Consider the following 17,140-nt stretch of genomic DNA (forward strand, 5'->3'; position numbering starts at 1 on the left):
TTAAATTTAGGAGAGAAGATATGAAAGAAAAAGAGCGTTTAATTATAGAATCGGCTATGAAGTTATTTGCGACTAAGGGTGTAAATGCAACGTCGGTACAAGAAATCGTCACCACTTGTGGTATTTCAAAGGGAGCTTTTTATTTGTACTTTAAATCGAAAGATGAGCTTTTATTAGCGACACTTCGATATTATTATGACAAAATTCAAAAGAAAATGCTGGATATTGAGCAAGAGTCTTTGTTACCACGTGAAAAATTTGCAAAACAATTACATTGTCAGTTTAATGATATACAAAAGCATAAAGAGTTTATTATTATGCATGCGAGAGAAAATGCGATTCCGTTTAATAAAGAAGTGGAAGAATTTATGATGCGGATGAAGTTAGAGTCTCATGCATTTTATCGAAATAGTTTATTGTCCATTTATGGTAAAAAGATTATGCCATATTTATTGGATTTAGTAATTATGGTGGAAGGCATATGCCGTGGGTATTTAGAATTAATTATTTTACAAGCAACAGAAATTGATTTATCTTACGTCTCTGCTTTTATTTTAAAAAGAGTAGATAATTTAGTAGATGGCTTGGTAGAGTCTTCGGAAGAGCCTATTTTACATGAAGAAAAGCTTGGAGAATTTCTTTGTAAATCAGAGCTCATTAAGGAACAGGTTAAAGAGCATTTTTTAAAAGAAATTATTGGATTTAAGCGCACTCTAGCTGATCAATTAGAGGACGATGAGCTGCTAGTAACATTAGATGTTTTAGAGGCGGAAATGCGATTGCTTAATCCAAGAATTCCGGTAATTAGAGGTATGTTAGCAAATTTAGAGGTGTATCCGGAATTAAAAGAATTTCGCTTACGCCTTATAGGATACTACAATATAAAAAATTCTTAATAAAAAACTCCTTGTCTACACAAGGAGTTTTTTATTAATGATTACTTACTATTTTGAGACCATTCTTCTACATCCCAAACCTTTGTGATCCAATCTTCATAGAATTCCGGTTCGTGACATACAAGAAGAATAGTCCCTTTGTATGCTTTCATAGCCTTCTTAAGTTCTTCTTTTGCTGTAACATCAAGATGGTTTGTCGGCTCATCAAATAGTAGCCAGTTACTTTCTTCACCCATTAACTTACATAAACGAACTTTTGCTTGTTCTCCACCACTTAATTGACTTAATGGACGAGAAATATGTTCATTTTTTAATCCGCATTTTGCTAACATCGCACGAATTTGATGCTGGTCTAGGCCAGGGAATGTATTCCATACATCATCAATTGGTGTTATATTATCAGCTTTAACTTCTTGCTCAAAGTATGCAGGCTCTAAGAAGTCACCAAGACTTGTTTTACCGTTTAAAGGTTTAATTTTACCTAAGATTGTTTTTAGTAACGTTGATTTACCAACACCATTACATCCAACAATAGCAATTTTTTCACCACGCTCAATTGTCATTGATAGTTTTGGTAGTAGCGGATGTGTATATCCGATTTCTACATTTTCACCTTCAAAGACAAAGCGACTACTTGCACGACTTTCTTTAAATGAGAATTCAGGTTTAATTGCTGTTTCCGGACGATCAATAAGTTCCATGCGATCAAGTTGTTTTTGACGACTCTTTGCACGACCTGTCGTTGAATAACGAGCCTTGTTCTTTGCAATGAAGTCTTCTTGCTTTTTGATAAACTCGCGCTGCTTTTCATAAGCGTTTATATGTTGATTTTTATTAATTTCTGCTAGTTCTAGGAATTTTTCATATGTCGCTGTATAGCGTGTCATTTTTGTGAATTCTAGATGGAAAATAACATCAACACATTTGTTCATAAATTCTGTATCATGAGAAATTAATAAGAACGCATGTGGATATTCTTTTAAATAAGTTGTTAACCAATGAATATGTTCAACATCTAAATAGTTAGTAGGTTCATCAAGCAATAGCACTTCTGGTTGTTCAAGTAATAGCTTTGCAAGCAATACTTTTGTACGTTGTCCACCACTTAGTGCTGAAACATCACGATCTAAACCAATAGCATCAATTCCAAGACCACGTGCAGCCTCTTCAATTTTCATATCTAGTAAATAGAAACCACCTGCTTCAAGTGCATCTTGTATTTCTGCCATTTGTTCAAGAAGTTCTTCTAGTTCTTCTGGTGTAGCAGTTCCCATTTTTTCTGTAACTTCATTTAAAGCTGTTTCCTTTTCGAATAACGGTAAAAATGCATCCGCTAGTACGTCACGAATTGTACGTCCAGGCGTTAAAACCGTATGCTGATCTAAGTAACCGTAATGTGTGCCTGGTGTCCATTCTACACGACCTTCGTCATGAATAAGCTGACCAGTAATGATATTCATGAATGTTGATTTACCAACACCGTTTGCACCAACTAATCCAACGTGCTCACCTGCTAATAATCGCATAGATACATCTTTAAATAATGTACGATCGCCAAATGTATGTCCTAATTTTTCAACTGTTAATAAGCTCATAGTATCCTCCGTCCAACTTGAAATAGTACCTTGAATCATGATACTAAATTCTTTCATATAATGCTATCATTTCAAAATGTATATTTTTTCAAAAGAAGTGTTTGTAAATGTTAGTATATAAAAAAGTTACTTCTCCTACAGAAGTAACTTTTTGGTTATGCCTTTTGTTTAACTTCACTAACTTTCTTTTCAGCTACAATAAAATGCGGTCTACGTTTTGTTTCATAATAAATACGACCGATATATTCACCAATAACACCTAGGAATATGAGTTGAATACCGCCAATAAATAGTATAGCGGAAATGAGAGTAAAGTAACCAGGAACTTCCACACCACCGAGGATGATTTGAACGAACGTAGTGATTACGTATAAAAGTCCTAAAATGGTTGTTAGTAATCCAAGATATATAGATAGACGTAACGGTTTATTATTGAATGAAATTACACCATCAATTCCATAATTTAATAATTTCGAGAAGGTCCATTTACTTTCTCCATCAGAACGTAATACATTTTCATATTCAATGATTAATTCGTTATAACCGATCCAAGAAAATAAGCCCTTTGAAAATCGGTTGTATTCACTTAAAGATAATAAAGAATCTACTGCTCTTCGACTTAAAAGTCTAAAGTCACCAATACCGTCTACTAATTCAATATCTACAAATTTATTCATCACTTTATAGTAAAGACGAGAGACGAAAGAGCGAACGGGTGAATCACCAGTTCTTGTTCTTTTTGCAATGACTTGGTCGTAGCCGTCGTTATATCCTTCTAACAGTTCTTTTATTAACGTAGGAGGGTGTTGTAAGTCAGCATCCATAATAACAATTGCATCGCCTGTAGCATATTTTAAACCAGCTAACATTGCAGCTTCTTTTCCGAAGTTTCGACTAAATGATATGTAGTGTACCGATGAATCTGCACTAGCTAAATCACGTAAAATATTTAAAGTATCATCTTTACTACCATCATTAACAAAAACAAATTCATAATCGGTAGTTAATTTATGAATTTCAAGGGAAGTCTCTGAATAAAAGGCTCGAAGCACCTTTTCTTCATTGTAGCATGGTACAACTATTGAAAGGGTCATGTTTGACACTCCTTGTTTGTAGTGGATTAAAATAATATTTAGATATTATTTTAGGAAGCTATCTAAATAGATAGCTTCATGATTCATTAAGTGCTCATTATTGCTTTTTAAAAGAAAATTTTCGTCGTGCTTTTGGATTTTTGAAAATTAGTAAAGCTATACAGATAATTAGTGAGATGATTGATATGGTCATACCTAATTTGAAGTAAGGTGTAACGTAAGTCATTTCGATTACATGTGAACCTTTTGTAATTGGAACACCGATAAAGGCAGAATTCGCTTTCGTAAATTTTGTTTCTTTCCCATCAATTTTTATAGTCCAGCCTTTACTATATGGGACAGATAGATATAAGAGCCCGTCTTTATTTGATTTGATATCCCCTTTTAAATAATTGTTCTTATAATAAATATTTTCAAGCCTATTTTCAGTTAGTTTTTTTGTTTCTTTTTGTATACTTTCATAGTTTACAATATTTGCTTGCAAGTCACCTAATTCATACTCACCTGCCATATCAATAGAGATAGTTAGGTTTTCTGGACGCTCATTGCCCAAATTGTAAACAAACCTTTCTAACGGATAAGAGTATGCACCAGCATCGTCCCCTTTTCCTATCGTTTTTCCATTAACAGTTGCATTGAATGTGCCTGCATTTTTTAATTTTAATTCTATCAGTAGATCACCAGGTGTATCAGGATAATTGATAGGTACAATCATATTTCCAAAGCCATGAACAATTAGTTTATTTTCTTGTTTTTTCATGTTTTCGAATTTTGCTTTTTCCGTTTTAATAGATACTGCCTTTGATTTAAGGTCTTGTTTATTAAAATGGTTTAATGAAAATTCTTTTGTATTATTAACGACAACAGCATGTAATAATAATTGATCACGCTGAGCGAAGTTTAATTTAGAAAATTCTTCTTCACTTATAGCCGAATCATATACATATCCTAACGGTAAAGCATAGTCATTTTTGTAAATATTATATGGTCCTACTTGCTGTAATAGTTTATATCCATAAGGTACATTCTTTGAATCTGTATCAGCACTTAATACGCGATATTTTATACCTAGCATATTTTCGAGTAGTAGTCGACTATCAGCTTGATAAAACATTGAAGGTGTATCGTACATTTGGAATACGCCATATTTATTTTTCATAAAGTCATGGACATAATAATTAACCAAGCTTTGATACGTACTTACGCCATGATATCCTTGTAGCATTGGTGTGTTATATTCGCTATATGGATTAAGAATACGATAAAAGTCTTTATCATTTTCTTGTATGTAGCGAATTGCAGCAATTTCTTCTTGATTATCATAGCCTGGTTCGTGTAACTTTTCAGTTGAAATCTGGCTCTGTCCGTAAACTGTGCTAAGTATATTATTCGCATACATATAATTCATAGAAATTGTGCTAACGAGTACGTTCAATACAACTAAAAATTGTATGAAAGGTTTAGAAATATAACGCCATAAACATACTGTAATAACAGAAAGAACGACAGTTCCGAGTAAAATGTTATCAACGTCTTGTAAAGGTTTATCAGTTACATTTATATTTGCCTTTCTATAAAATGCATAAATGAATAATCCAATAGACACTAATAAACTTATTAAATAAGGTAATTTGTAGTCTTTCTTATGAATAATCATCCAATCTAGAATGTATGCAATTGTTTGGGCAATTACAAATACAAATAAATAAAACCATCTAGATTGCATTGCTGAAAAACCATTAAACATAGAATATGTATATGGAAGCATAAACAGAATGAACATGAATAACGTAAAGAATACTTTATTCTTAACGAGTTTATCACGTATAAACATTCCAAATACGATTAAGAATAAAATTAAAGTTGGTAAAGCTAATTGATGATTTTCAGCATTATACATGAAGAAAATATTTTCCATTAAATCTTTATAAAATTTATCTTCAAATAATAATGGTATCTCAAACTTTTTTGATAGTCGATCAGCGCTAAATACGGCATTAACTGATGGGAGGAAGCAAACGGCGGCTAAACCGAGTGATAATCCGTACAATAAACCGATTCTAATATAATAAGTTAGAAAAGAGACAATCGTTTTATTTTGTTGTGTCGCAAAGTATTGGAATAATGCATAAATAAATATGAAAATACTTGTGATAAAAGCAAAATAAAAGTTTGATGCTAACATTAAAGTAGCAGCGATTAGGAAAAGGCCGTGCTTCTTTTCAATAATATATTTATCAAGTCCCCATATTACTAATGGTAAAAATACAATGGCATCAGCCATGAAATCCCATAGTAAAGAGTGGCGGATGAAAGTAATACAGCCACCATATATAATAGCAGCAACAAAAGATGAGAATGCTGTTTTATTATGGTAACGTAAAGAACCATACATGAATACCATAGCTAAAAAGTTTTTTAAAATACTCATGTATAATTTCACGTCATATACTTGCTCAAGACTTAGTTTAGGTAGTAACAGTGTAATCCAGAAAAACGGTGATGTGCTGTAATAATAACTAAACTCTCCAAATAAATCTCCACCTAATCCATAATCAAAAGACCAAAAAAGGTTGCCATCTTTAAAGGCATGTTGTAGAAGAAACGTAAAAAAGCCAAATTGACGTAACGCATCCCCTGTACCAGAAAAGGCTTGATTAGATGTTAAAAAGAAATAATGAAAAGCAAAAGCGCACAATAATAATATTGGTATAATTATCATTGTTTTCTTGGAAAAGAATTTATTATTCGGCTTTATGCTCATAAAAATTGATAATCCTCCTTTGAAAGTCGTTACATGTAGCAACTAGTTTTTAGGTAGCATATAAAAACACACCAATTTTTAAAGGTGTGTTCTTTAGTTTTAACATGAGAAAATATATATTTTTGTTGAAGCATATATATTTTTACAAGCGTTGAATTTCATAGTTTATATATAATTTAGTATAAGGCATTTTCAGAAAGTAAGTCAATTTGAGCTGGAATATATAGCATTTTTTTACTGAAGAAAAATGATGGTATATAAAAAAGCAAAAAGCTTTTCCATTTTTAAATAGGAAAAGCTTTTTGCTTTTAAGCATGTTTGCGAATGAGCTTTTGTTTTATAAACCCTAAAACAAATCCACGTATTTGAGGATCAATTCCAATTCCAATTATACCGTATAGTATACCAGTAAGAGTTAAAGCAATTAGTGGCGGTAAGTTGATTAATGCAATTCGGTATATACCGTAACTAATAATAAAGGCTAAGGAATTAAATATAATTCCTTTAACTAATAATTGCATGCCTTTACGAATAAAGAGGGTAAATCCGATTAATAGTGTAATTTCGGTAAGGATAGCTGCGGCAGCTGCTCCCATCATTCCATATTTACTACCTAATACAATATAACCTATGATGGCAACAACTAATCCAATAGTCATTGTTGTTGCACGTTTCCATTGCTGGCCAATCGTTGTTAAATTATCGGCTAGTGGATAGTTAATTGATTGTAAAATAACCATAAACGCTAGAATAGCAAGAGCGTCACCGGCGGGAGCGTATTCTTCTCCTAATAAACTAACAATCCAGAAACTTGGATCCGCAATAAAGGGGATAGAAATTCCCATTCCTAAAAAAGACATAAGTTTTAATTCAAAACTTGATAATTTTCTATGTTCTTCAATATTTTTCTCATTACCAAAAGCAAAAAGCCTTGGATAAAAGGCCGCTGCAATTACCCCAGGTATTTGATATAGTACAGCAGGTATTTTAGATGCAGCACCAAAGAATCCAACTTGATTATACGTTGAAACCTTTTCTAATATAATAGGGCCCAATTGTGGTAAGAGCATAATGATGATGCCATTGATTGTAAAAATAAGTAGTTGATCTAAAATGCCTTTATCCCAACCCCTATGGACCTTCGTATAACGTATTGTCATTATAAAGGCGATAACACCTGTTACAAGACTAGATACCCCGTACATGGCAGCAACCATCATAAGTGACCATTGGAAAGACATCCCTAGTAATAGGGCAGCAGCAGCAGTTACACCTTGTAGTACAGAAATAATAGCTGTAAATTGCATGCGTTCTGTTACTTGGAAGTAAGCCATTCCAACACCTTGTAAGGTTGCTCCGAACATTGTTGGTAGAACAACCCAATATACCATCGCGCGTAAGTAAGCATCGGGATAGAAGAACTGGGCAAAAATAGCGAAAAGTACAGAAATTACGATAGCTAATATTAAACGAATACGTAAGTAACTACTTATTAACACGCTAATATTAGCATCGCTTCTCGTTCCTTCACGCATAAACGTATGTGTTAAACCTGCATCTGTAAAGTAACAAATAACAGCTGAAACTGCTAACGCAGTTGTAAACATACCGTAATCACTTGGAGAAACATACCTTGCAAAGAAAATTGTTGCAATAGCCAGTACAAAACGGACAGTAATGTTTCCTACAAACAGGTAGGATGCGTTTTTTAGAATTTTATTTGTTTTCATGAGAAAAGACCTTTCTATTCTTTAGGACCCGGTTAGCTTGTCCTATTTGTAAATTTGATTTGTTCACAGAAAGAGAGAGTATCGTTATATTTTCAGTTTAAGAAAACAGAAATTTAATTCGTACAAACCAAAGCATTGCATATAGTTTTTTACTACGTTTTCCATTCTTTGAATAGATTTTACGGCAATATTTCTTTATATCTTTTTTGATTAATTGAACTTGTGATTTATCTAATTGAGAGTTTTCTTTAATATATATACAAGCGTTATTGATGACTGTATAAGGGAATAAATAAGTCTCAAGAATTTCAATAAGTAACTGAGAATCTTTTGTAATGAAATCTTGAGATTTATTATGTACCCATTCCTTCATACGATTGAATACTTCCAGCTCTTTTGTCGTTTTTAATTCATAATCTTTATACTTAGAAGAAAGATTTCCTTCTGATAAGATTCTATAATAAGTTAAGTATTCATGGACATAACATACATTTGTCACACTCATAAGTTTAAATAAAAACTCTAAATCTTCGCCCCAACTACATTCTGGTGTAAAACGAATGTTATGATCCATTACGATGGATCGTTTGAAAATCCAAGTACTTGTTTGAGCAACAACTTGATGCGTTAGGAATGCTTTTGCCATATCACCTTTAATAAAGTTTGTTGTATGTTCAACCTTCTCGCCTGTTTCTTCGTAGAAATTCATATAACCACAATAGCAAGCGTCCATGTTGTTTTTATGCATACTTTCGACTTGCTTCTCAATTTTAGTTGGATGCCATAAGTCATCGCTATCAAGAAAAGCGACATATTCTCCGCTAGCATTTTCAATACCCGTATTACGAGCTACTGAAACACCTTGGTTTTTTTGATGAACGTATTTTACTTGCCCTGGATATTTTTCAGCAAGGTTTTTCACAATAGAAGGTGATTGATCTTTACTTCCATCATCTACAATTACAATTTCGATATTTTTATATGTTTGATCTAGTATTGACTGCATCGTTTCTTCAATATATTTTTCCGTGTTATACAGGGGTATGACAACAGAAACAAGTTGCTTTTGTTCCATCATAGAATTTTTATCTCCTCAAGTTTTTTATGTCTTGCATCATATATACAAGCCTTTTGAAAGGAAGAAGATTACAAGAACATCTGTATAAGTTTAACGCATATAAACTTTGTAAATCAACTTTCTATTAAAAAGGTGGCGGGAAGTTAGATTCTTATGGTTAATTCTCGTATTTCAAACAGCTTTATCATGTCTATTGCATATAACTTCTTATTCATGTCATTTTAACTTATTAGTTAAGTAGGATGTATCTATCGTAACGATTGTGAAGGCGAATAAATTATTATTAAGAATAAAAAACCTCTTAATTTTTGCAATAAATTAAGAGGTTTTTTATATTAGCTATGAAATATTAGGTTAGTCTTTGTCTGGCTCAGTTGCATTTAATTTTTGCTTTAGTAACGCATAATCTTGCGTTAATGTTACAAGTTGATGATGTTGTTTAGAAATTTTTCTTGTTAGGTCAAAAATTAAGATGAAACAGAATAATAGTCCAAATAAGAATAAAATGGAAGGGGGATATTCTACTTTTAATAGTTTTCCAATCCAGTTTATAATTTTATCGGTAGAACTTAAAATAGCCATTGCAATACAAACAAAAATCCATAAAACAGCATATTTCGTTTCTAAAGTTCCACGGCGAATGGAATTAATAATTAATAATAATAATAATAAAATAAAGATGAATGAAAAGGTAATTATAGGCATTTATTATCAACCTTTCACGATTTTTTGCATCAATATAGCAAGACTTACTTTAATCATGTAATATGCAGATTTAAAAGGTGTGATAGAAGATTGTCCACCTTGTCGCTCTTGCATATTTACAGATATTTCATTAATACGAAGTTTTTTCTTTTTTAAATGAATAAGAACTTCTGGTTCTGGATAATCTTTTGGATAGTTGTGTGCAAAAATTTTAATTACTTCTCGATTGATAGCACGATATCCAGAAGTTGGATCCATAAATGTTTGTTTTGTTAGTACTTTCAATAGGGCAGTAAAATAAAAAATACCGATCCTTCTGGAAATACTACCTTTATATGCTGTTTTTTCTGTAAAACGTGACCCTAGCACCATATCGCATTCATCTTCAGCGATTGGCTTTATAATTTTATATAAATCATCTGGATTATGTTGTCCATCAGCATCGAACTGAATCGCAATATCATATCCGTTCTCATATGCGTATTTATATCCAGTTTGTACAGCTGAGCCAATACCTAGGTTATATGGTAAATTCACAAGGTGAACAGGAAAATCTTGTACGATTTGAGCTGTTTTATCGTGTGATCCATCATTAATAACACAAATGCTTAATCCTGTAAAATGCTGTTTTAGTTTTAATAATCTTGTTAATGTATCTGCAATTGCTTCTTCCTCGTTATACGCTGGAATAATAATTAACGTTTTTGGTATTGAAATTGGTACTTCAATAGTCATTACCGCACCATCCCTTATATACTTAATCATATTATGGTTATTTTTAAACGAACTTTATTTAATATACCATTAACAGTATAACAAAATAAAGGAAAAGCTGGTGCATGATTTAGGAGAACAGATTGAGAATAAAATGGTAAGAGGTGATATTTTGTATAAAAAAATACATGCAAGGAAGAAAAAATCTGTGCATGTATATGGAAGAGTATTGTATTAAATATTCCAAGGTTTATTTAAAGTTAAAACCTCAGCCATTTCTTTGCTTTTTAAACGTCCTTTTTTTCTATTTTCCGCACGTTCTGAACCGGTTGTGTATAACCAATGTTCTTCCTCAGTTTCAGGTAGTACTTGTGGTACGGACGAAGGTTTTCCATCTTTTATTGCTACAAATGTAATGAAGCAAGTAGCAGCAATTCTACGCTCGCCTGCTAATAAATTTTCTGCAATTACTTTTACGAAAACTTCCATTGAAGATTTCCCTGTATAACATACGAATGCTTCATAACAAACAGAATCAGCTTGGTGAATTGGAGTTAAAAAATCAACTGAATCAATAGATGCTGTTACGCAATGTTTACGACTATGTCTTGCAGCCGCAATTGAAGCAATACTATCAATTTCTGCTAATAATTTCCCCCCAAAAAGTGTTTGGTGATTATTTAAATCGTTAGGAAAAACACGTGTTGTCTTAATGGCTTTAGATTCTCGCATGAATTTCTTTTCCATATATTCAGCCCCTATAGTCTGTTTTCAATCAGAATAATATGTGTAAGCTTAGTACTCATATTAGATATTTAATGAAGTAAAGTGTAGTCCAAAAGAGTATTATTTAAACTTCTGTATTTGTATTCATGTAACTGAAAGAAAATTTATTTTATCTAAAATGTAGTGTAAAAGAGGATTCGCTTACATTGCAAGTAAAAAGTAATGACTATGTATTTGTCATAGAAATTCTCTATCAGCCGTGTACCCATTCATGATAGAATCGTTTTGTTATGAATGGAAATAGAGGTGCAATGGACATATGAATCATATACAAACAAATTTTTCATCTTTCTTCAATAAAATTATGATCGGTGCGATGTTCGCATTTTTTGTTTATAGTTGTTGGGCAGCATTTGAGACAAGTAAGCAATTCTTTGGAGGAAGTACAACAAGTGTAACAATCATATTGGCAATTTTCGTCATACTTATTTTGTTAGTGGCATCAATTCTACAATATCGTTTTACAGATAAACAATTTCTTATTTTTCTTATAAGTATATCTATAGTTGTGAGGCTTAGTATGCTGTTATTTGTAGATGCTCCAATAATTGGTGATATGAAAGTGATGTATGAGTCTGCAAAGCAGATTGCAATTGGTAATAATATAGAGACTGTAACTCATTTGCCTTTTATTATATATGAGTCAGTAATTATTCGTATATTTGGTGATACATTATTCGCTTTACAACTATTTAATGTGTTATTTTGCGCAGGAACCGCATTTTTTATTTATCGTATTGCAGCAATGGTTTTTGGAGAAGAATGCGGTCGTATTGCTTCTATCTTTTATGCTCTGTATATTCCAAATATATTCATGAGTTCCGTATTAACTCCTGAGTCACTTGCAATATTTTTATTTTATTTTGCTTGTTACATACTTTTATATAAAGGATTAGATCATCCTTATATGTGGGTGTTTTCAGCGATTTTATTTGCATTTAGTAATATGATTTTCCCAATGGGATTATTTCTTCCTATTTTTATCACGGTATATGTATTATTAATCGAAGTATTTCAATCAGCAACGAAACAAAAGGTGTTACTAAAGATGATAGGGATACTTATTCTATTTTATAGTGCCCATTTTGGTGTGAATTATGGAATTAAGACAATGGGAATGTCACAATATACGATTGCGAATGAGACGTATGTTCAATCTGTTTTAATTGGAAAAACGCAACATGAAGAAAAAATATCGAAAAATCAAAGTGTAACAGAGCATATTGATCAAAAGTTAAAAGAGATTGAGGGAGAAAGATTTAAACTTTTAGAACCGATGATAAATCAGTTTTCAGATGAGGGGATAAATTCTATTCTTTTCAAATATGAAAAACTGATATATATAGCCGTAACATTGTTTATGACTATAGCTCTATTACACTTCCTTATTAAGAAACAACAAAATGAGGGATATATGTTGTTCTTATTTTTAATTAGTGGATACGTATTGTTAAAGCTCTTCCAAGTAGAGATGGCATATTACAATGTAATTATGCCAGCATTGTTTATTTTGCAGAGCTTTGGTGTTTATATGAGTTATGTGTATTGTCAAAAAATATTTTTCAGAAAATAAAAAGAATCCATTCTGGATTCTTTTTTTGATGGAAGATGAAATTTAGTAGTTAGTACAGATGAAAAGTATGCTTGACTACTAAATTTCATCTTATCGATTTAGTTCTAGTTGCAAATTATCGGCTGTTAGAGCCATTTGTGAGGAATCATCTTGAATTCCTTTCATTACTTGTGAAATAGCTTGTAGTTCGTGTTCAATTTTCTTATTCTGTTCTTTTGAGTTAGACATATCTTTTACGATTTCTTGGAAGTATCGATCTGTTGCCGACATACTATCTGTTCCTTCCGATACGAGAGAGCTAATTTGTTTCACAGAAGACGAGACACGAGTAATTTGTTCATTTGTTTTTTCGACGAGCTTTGTAACGTTAAATATAGATTCTTTCGTTTGCTCTGATAATTTTCGGATTTCGCCAGCAACAACAGAAAACCCTTTCCCAAATTCTCCAGCACGTGCCGACTCAATAGCAGCATTTAGTGCGAGTAAATTTGTTTGCTCCGCGATTGATTTAACGATATCTATGATTTCGTTAATTTTGTTAGAAATATCAAGAAGTTCATGAGTATCTGTAATAATCGTTTCCATATTCATTTGAATAGATCCCATTCGTTTGTTTTGCTGGTTTAATTGTTCTTTCCCTTTATTCGCTTTTTCTTCAGATGTTGTAGCTAATGATGTACCTGTTTTAGCAATCTCTACAATAGTTTCAGACTTAGCGGTTAGTTTTTGAATAGAAGAGCTTGTCTTTTCAGATACAGCAGCTAGTTCTGTTGCAATATGCGTAATTGTCATAGCAGTTAGTTCTTTTTCTTTCTCATGCTCTTTTTGCATTCTTTCATATTCAGATTCATAAGCTGCAAGAACAAGTTCTTGTTCAAGAGTGAATAATTTATTTATGACATTTATAGAATAGGAAAAATCATCGATTGTTGTTATTTTTGTTTGCAAAATCTTCATGATAGAGCGGAATAATTCTTGATAAGCAGCAGTATACCATTTTCGATGTAAACCAATTTGCACATGTCTTTTGGCAATTCTAACACGCTGTTCAATGAAATCTTCATGCATATTGCCGCTGAATAATTCTTTAATATGTGTTTTTAAAGTTTGTTTTAGTTTTGGAATAGAGCTGTAACGTTCAATAATAGTAATTAAATTAGGTTGTTTTGTAATGTTGGCATAGAATTTTTCAGTAATCCAATCAATTTCTGCATAAATAAAAGGCTGTAGTACTTTTACAACTTGTAAATCTTCTTTTGAAATATGTAGCATATCCATTTGAATTTTCAATTCAGAATTAGTAGGTACATTAAAAGTTATTTGTTGGTCCTTACTTAATTCGATTATACTGGCATTTGTTTTATTAATATTTTTTCTGAAAACCCCAAGCATCATTCTTCCCCCTGTATATAAAACGTTTTCAATTTTAAAACTAATATAGAGTAATTATTATATATAATTACTCTATATTAGTTCGTTGAATAGTATATAAATTAAAAGTTTAAAACTAATATAGAGTAATTATATATGCTTATATATAATTACTCTATATTAGTTCGTTGAATAGTATATAAATTAAGAGAATTCTAGATAGAATTCTCTTAATGGCCTTTATTAATTTTAGCATGTGTTTTAAAGAAAACAGGGAAATGCACATTATATATTACAGTGACGACACGAATAACGAATGTTACTAATAAACAAACATAGAAAGCTAATACGTGCGCCCCCATAGCGTATGTGATTAGGAAGCTAATTGCTCCTAAGATAGAAGCGATTGCGTAAATCTCTTTTCGGAATACGTAAGGGATATCTTGAGCACAAATGTCACGCAAAATACCGCCTCCAATACCTGTAATGACTCCCATTGAAACAACTAGAAATGAGGCGTCAACATGATGTGACATTGCCGCATTTGCACCAATAGCTGTAAAAACGCCTAATCCAACAGCATCAGAAAGCATAATAACGACTTGAAGTTTATTGATACGCTCAAAAAACATACAAGTAAATAATGCTGATAATACACTTACGAAAAAGTAAATGGGTTTTACAAATGCGACAGGGGGCAGGTTACCAATCATGATATCACGAATAATACCGCCGCCGAGCGCAGTGGCTACAGCTAAACAAAGGACACCAAATAAATCTAAATCTTTTTTTAAACCAACTAATGTACCAGAAATGGCAGCGGCGATAATGCCAAGAAACGTAAATATATCGATTAATAACATGGCCTTAATCCCTTCCTCTTAAAGATGTTCCAGAGAAAAAATATACACTAAAGTATTGGAAATAACAATTACTTTTCGCTACATGTAGAAAAACGGATAAAATTCATAAAGAAAGCGTTTGAAAATGTTTGGAAAATAACCATAAAGTAATCTGAAAAAGATATGAAAAGATTAATTTTACATTTTTTGATGTTGTTTAGTTGGTAAAATATTACAATCAGAGATGGGATGTTTATATTTGTATAAAATGATAAAAAAATATGTATATACTGACAAAAATAAGGGGATGGTTGTTAGATAGATTTTGTAAAAATAGGGGAGTATAGCTAAAGGACGATGATTTCTATTACTTATTAATACTTGTCCTGGCTAGTTTTAGCTGGAAAAATAGTTCTCGATTTGAATATGAGTTATGTTATAATTGCTAGGTGTGTTTGAATGATAAAAAATTATGATTAAAAGATAATGTTAAGATTTTGTATGGAGGTCTTGGAATGTTAGCAAATCAAGCTAGGGTTAGATTTGAGCATTTTTTGCTCTTTTTTATTATTTTACAGCCTGTTTTAGATTTATTAACGTCTCTTAGCATCACTTTATTAAAGTCAAATGCTACCGTTGGAATTTTAGTAAGATTCCTTATTATGGCTGTTGGTGGTATTTACATTTTAATTCAGGCAAAAGAGAAGGAAAATAGAAAGTTTTTAATTTATCTTATATTATTAGCCGGAGTTTTAGGGGTAGGATTTATTAATAACAAAATAGTTAAGGATCCTATTGTACTTAGTGAAGAAGTTAAATTCGTTGCGAAAGCATTATATATATATATCATGCTGGGATCATACATTTTAGCTTTAAAATCATTGAAAAAGACAGTTAATATTAGTGATAAGGTTCGAAATAGTATTGTATATTCTACATTAATCATTAACGCAATTATGGTTATTTCTATTTCAACATCTACTGACTTTGGTAGTTATGAATGGATGAAGGTTGGTTCTCGAGGTTGGTTCTATGCAGGGAATGAACTAGGTTCAATCTTAGCTATTATTTTCCCTATTGTGGTACTATATTCTATTCAAAAAACAAAGAGCTGGAAACACATTTTATATTGGATTCCATCACTTTTAATGATTTATTCGCTAATTCAAGTCGGTACAAAAGTTGGAATGGGCTCAATTGGTGCTACGTTAGGGGCAGCAATCGGAATCATTGTACTACAATTATTATTTGATAGAAAAAATCCGAACAAAAAATCCCTTGCGCTTAATGCAGTAATTGCTATGGTCCTATTAGCTGGTGTAGTTGGGACGTTTAAACAAACACCATTAGCACAAAATATGGGTATTCACAATAATTATTTATCAGAGCAAAATGTGGCACAGCAAGGTCAAAAAGAAAAAGAAATTAAAGAGAAGCTGAAAAAAGAGCAAGAACTTAAAGCAAAAGAAGAAAATCATCATAAAGTTGAAAAGCCAGAAGAAAAGGCGAAGATAGAAGAGGAAGTTAAGAAAGAGCTTGAGAAAGAGCAAAAGAAAGAAAATCAAGAAAATCTTATTTTCAGTGGACGTCAAGTATATGAAGAAAGACATAAGCAGTTCTTTAAAGAAGCGCCAATGTCACAAAAGTTATTAGGAATGGGTTATGCAGGTAACTTTAAATACAATGAACAAAAGCAGCCAGATCCAAAACTAATTGAAATGGACTTCCATGATTGGTTTTATGATTTCGGGATTATTGGCTTTGTATTACTAATGATTCCATTTATTTATTACGGGCTAAGAATTTTACTAGCATTTGCTACGAGATTTAAGGACATATTCAATATAAAATATGGAATGATTTCAGCAAGCTTATTGTTAGCGTTAGGTATTGCTTATATTGCAGGACATATTTTAACAGCACCAGGAGTTGGGATTTACTTTGTAGTGGTGTTAGCTTATCTAATAGTAGACCTAGAAATTGAATGATAAA

The 17,140-nt window shown here is 31.8% G+C and carries 13 protein-coding genes and 1 pseudogene; 3 read left to right on the top strand and 11 right to left on the bottom strand.

Translation table 11 applies throughout. The features are described from left to right. The first annotated feature begins 20 nt into the window (after window positions 1-20). Window positions 21-896 carry a TetR/AcrR family transcriptional regulator gene (locus tag DN400_RS08335; protein ID WP_065229623.1) on the top strand — a complete coding sequence of 292 codons (876 nt, stop codon included), beginning with the start codon at window positions 21-23 and terminating at the stop codon, window positions 894-896. Window positions 897-937: 41 nt separating this feature from the next. Here DN400_RS08335 and DN400_RS08340 read toward each other — a convergent pair whose 3' ends face one another. From DN400_RS08340 to DN400_RS08375, 8 genes are all read right to left on the bottom strand, one after another. Then, window positions 938-2,491 (bottom strand): ABC-F family ATP-binding cassette domain-containing protein, encoded by a 1,554-nt coding sequence (locus tag DN400_RS08340; protein ID WP_063549394.1) that lies wholly within the window; start codon window positions 2,489-2,491, stop codon window positions 938-940. Window positions 2,492-2,646: 155 nt separating this feature from the next. Next, window positions 2,647-3,585: a glycosyltransferase family 2 protein gene (locus DN400_RS08345; RefSeq protein WP_000175825.1), complete on the bottom strand. Its 939-nt coding sequence runs from the start codon at window positions 3,583-3,585 to the stop codon at window positions 2,647-2,649. Between the two features lie 97 nt (window positions 3,586-3,682). Then, complete coding sequence (locus DN400_RS08350) at window positions 3,683-6,349, bottom strand: YfhO family protein (protein ID WP_098312786.1); 2,667 nt, start codon at window positions 6,347-6,349, stop codon at window positions 3,683-3,685. 308 nt (window positions 6,350-6,657) lie between these two features. Further along, the gene (locus tag DN400_RS08355; RefSeq protein WP_097997177.1) at window positions 6,658-8,079 is read right to left on the bottom strand and encodes an oligosaccharide flippase family protein; all 1,422 of its coding nucleotides are present in this window, start codon (window positions 8,077-8,079) and stop codon (window positions 6,658-6,660) included. Between the two features lie 97 nt (window positions 8,080-8,176). After that, complete coding sequence (locus DN400_RS08360) at window positions 8,177-9,157, bottom strand: glycosyltransferase family 2 protein (RefSeq protein ID WP_000970530.1); 981 nt, start codon at window positions 9,155-9,157, stop codon at window positions 8,177-8,179. A gap of 354 nt (window positions 9,158-9,511) precedes the next feature. Continuing rightward, window positions 9,512-9,862, bottom strand: coding sequence for a DUF2304 domain-containing protein (locus DN400_RS08365; RefSeq protein ID WP_001121774.1), 351 nt, complete (start codon window positions 9,860-9,862; stop codon window positions 9,512-9,514). A 6-nt stretch (window positions 9,863-9,868) separates the two neighbouring features. Beyond that, a complete protein-coding gene (locus DN400_RS08370; protein ID WP_000151539.1) occupies window positions 9,869-10,597 on the bottom strand; it encodes a glycosyltransferase family 2 protein in 729 nt (242 codons plus the stop codon). Between the two features lie 213 nt (window positions 10,598-10,810). Then, window positions 10,811-11,323, bottom strand: coding sequence for an acyl-CoA thioesterase (locus DN400_RS08375; protein WP_000412123.1), 513 nt, complete (start codon window positions 11,321-11,323; stop codon window positions 10,811-10,813). 298 nt (window positions 11,324-11,621) lie between these two features. On the opposite strand from DN400_RS08375, the gene DN400_RS08380 reads away from it, so the two are divergent. After that, entirely contained in the window at window positions 11,622-12,935 is a 1,314-nt protein-coding gene (locus DN400_RS08380; protein WP_097997178.1) for an ArnT family glycosyltransferase, read from the top strand. Between the two features lie 90 nt (window positions 12,936-13,025). Here the strand turns inward: DN400_RS08380 and DN400_RS30265 are convergent, their stop codons facing one another. From DN400_RS30265 to DN400_RS08390, 3 genes and pseudogenes are all read right to left on the bottom strand, one after another. After that, window positions 13,026-13,766 carry a methyl-accepting chemotaxis protein gene (locus tag DN400_RS30265; protein ID WP_372464371.1) on the bottom strand — a complete coding sequence of 247 codons (741 nt, stop codon included), beginning with the start codon at window positions 13,764-13,766 and terminating at the stop codon, window positions 13,026-13,028. 15 nt (window positions 13,767-13,781) lie between these two features. Beyond that, window positions 13,782-14,330 (bottom strand): annotated as a pseudogene (locus DN400_RS30270) (protoglobin family protein); the annotation flags it as partial. A gap of 206 nt (window positions 14,331-14,536) precedes the next feature. Then, entirely contained in the window at window positions 14,537-15,169 is a 633-nt protein-coding gene (locus DN400_RS08390) for a trimeric intracellular cation channel family protein (protein WP_000924377.1), read from the bottom strand. Window positions 15,170-15,663: 494 nt separating this feature from the next. On the opposite strand from DN400_RS08390, the gene DN400_RS08395 reads away from it, so the two are divergent. After that, window positions 15,664-17,136 carry an O-antigen ligase family protein gene (locus DN400_RS08395; protein ID WP_097997180.1) on the top strand — a complete coding sequence of 491 codons (1,473 nt, stop codon included), beginning with the start codon at window positions 15,664-15,666 and terminating at the stop codon, window positions 17,134-17,136. Window positions 17,137-17,140: the final 4 nt, after the last annotated feature.

The organism is Bacillus sp. AR8-1, from assembly GCF_008042345.1.
GTDB lineage: Bacteria > Bacillota > Bacilli > Bacillales > Bacillaceae_G > Bacillus_A > Bacillus_A cereus.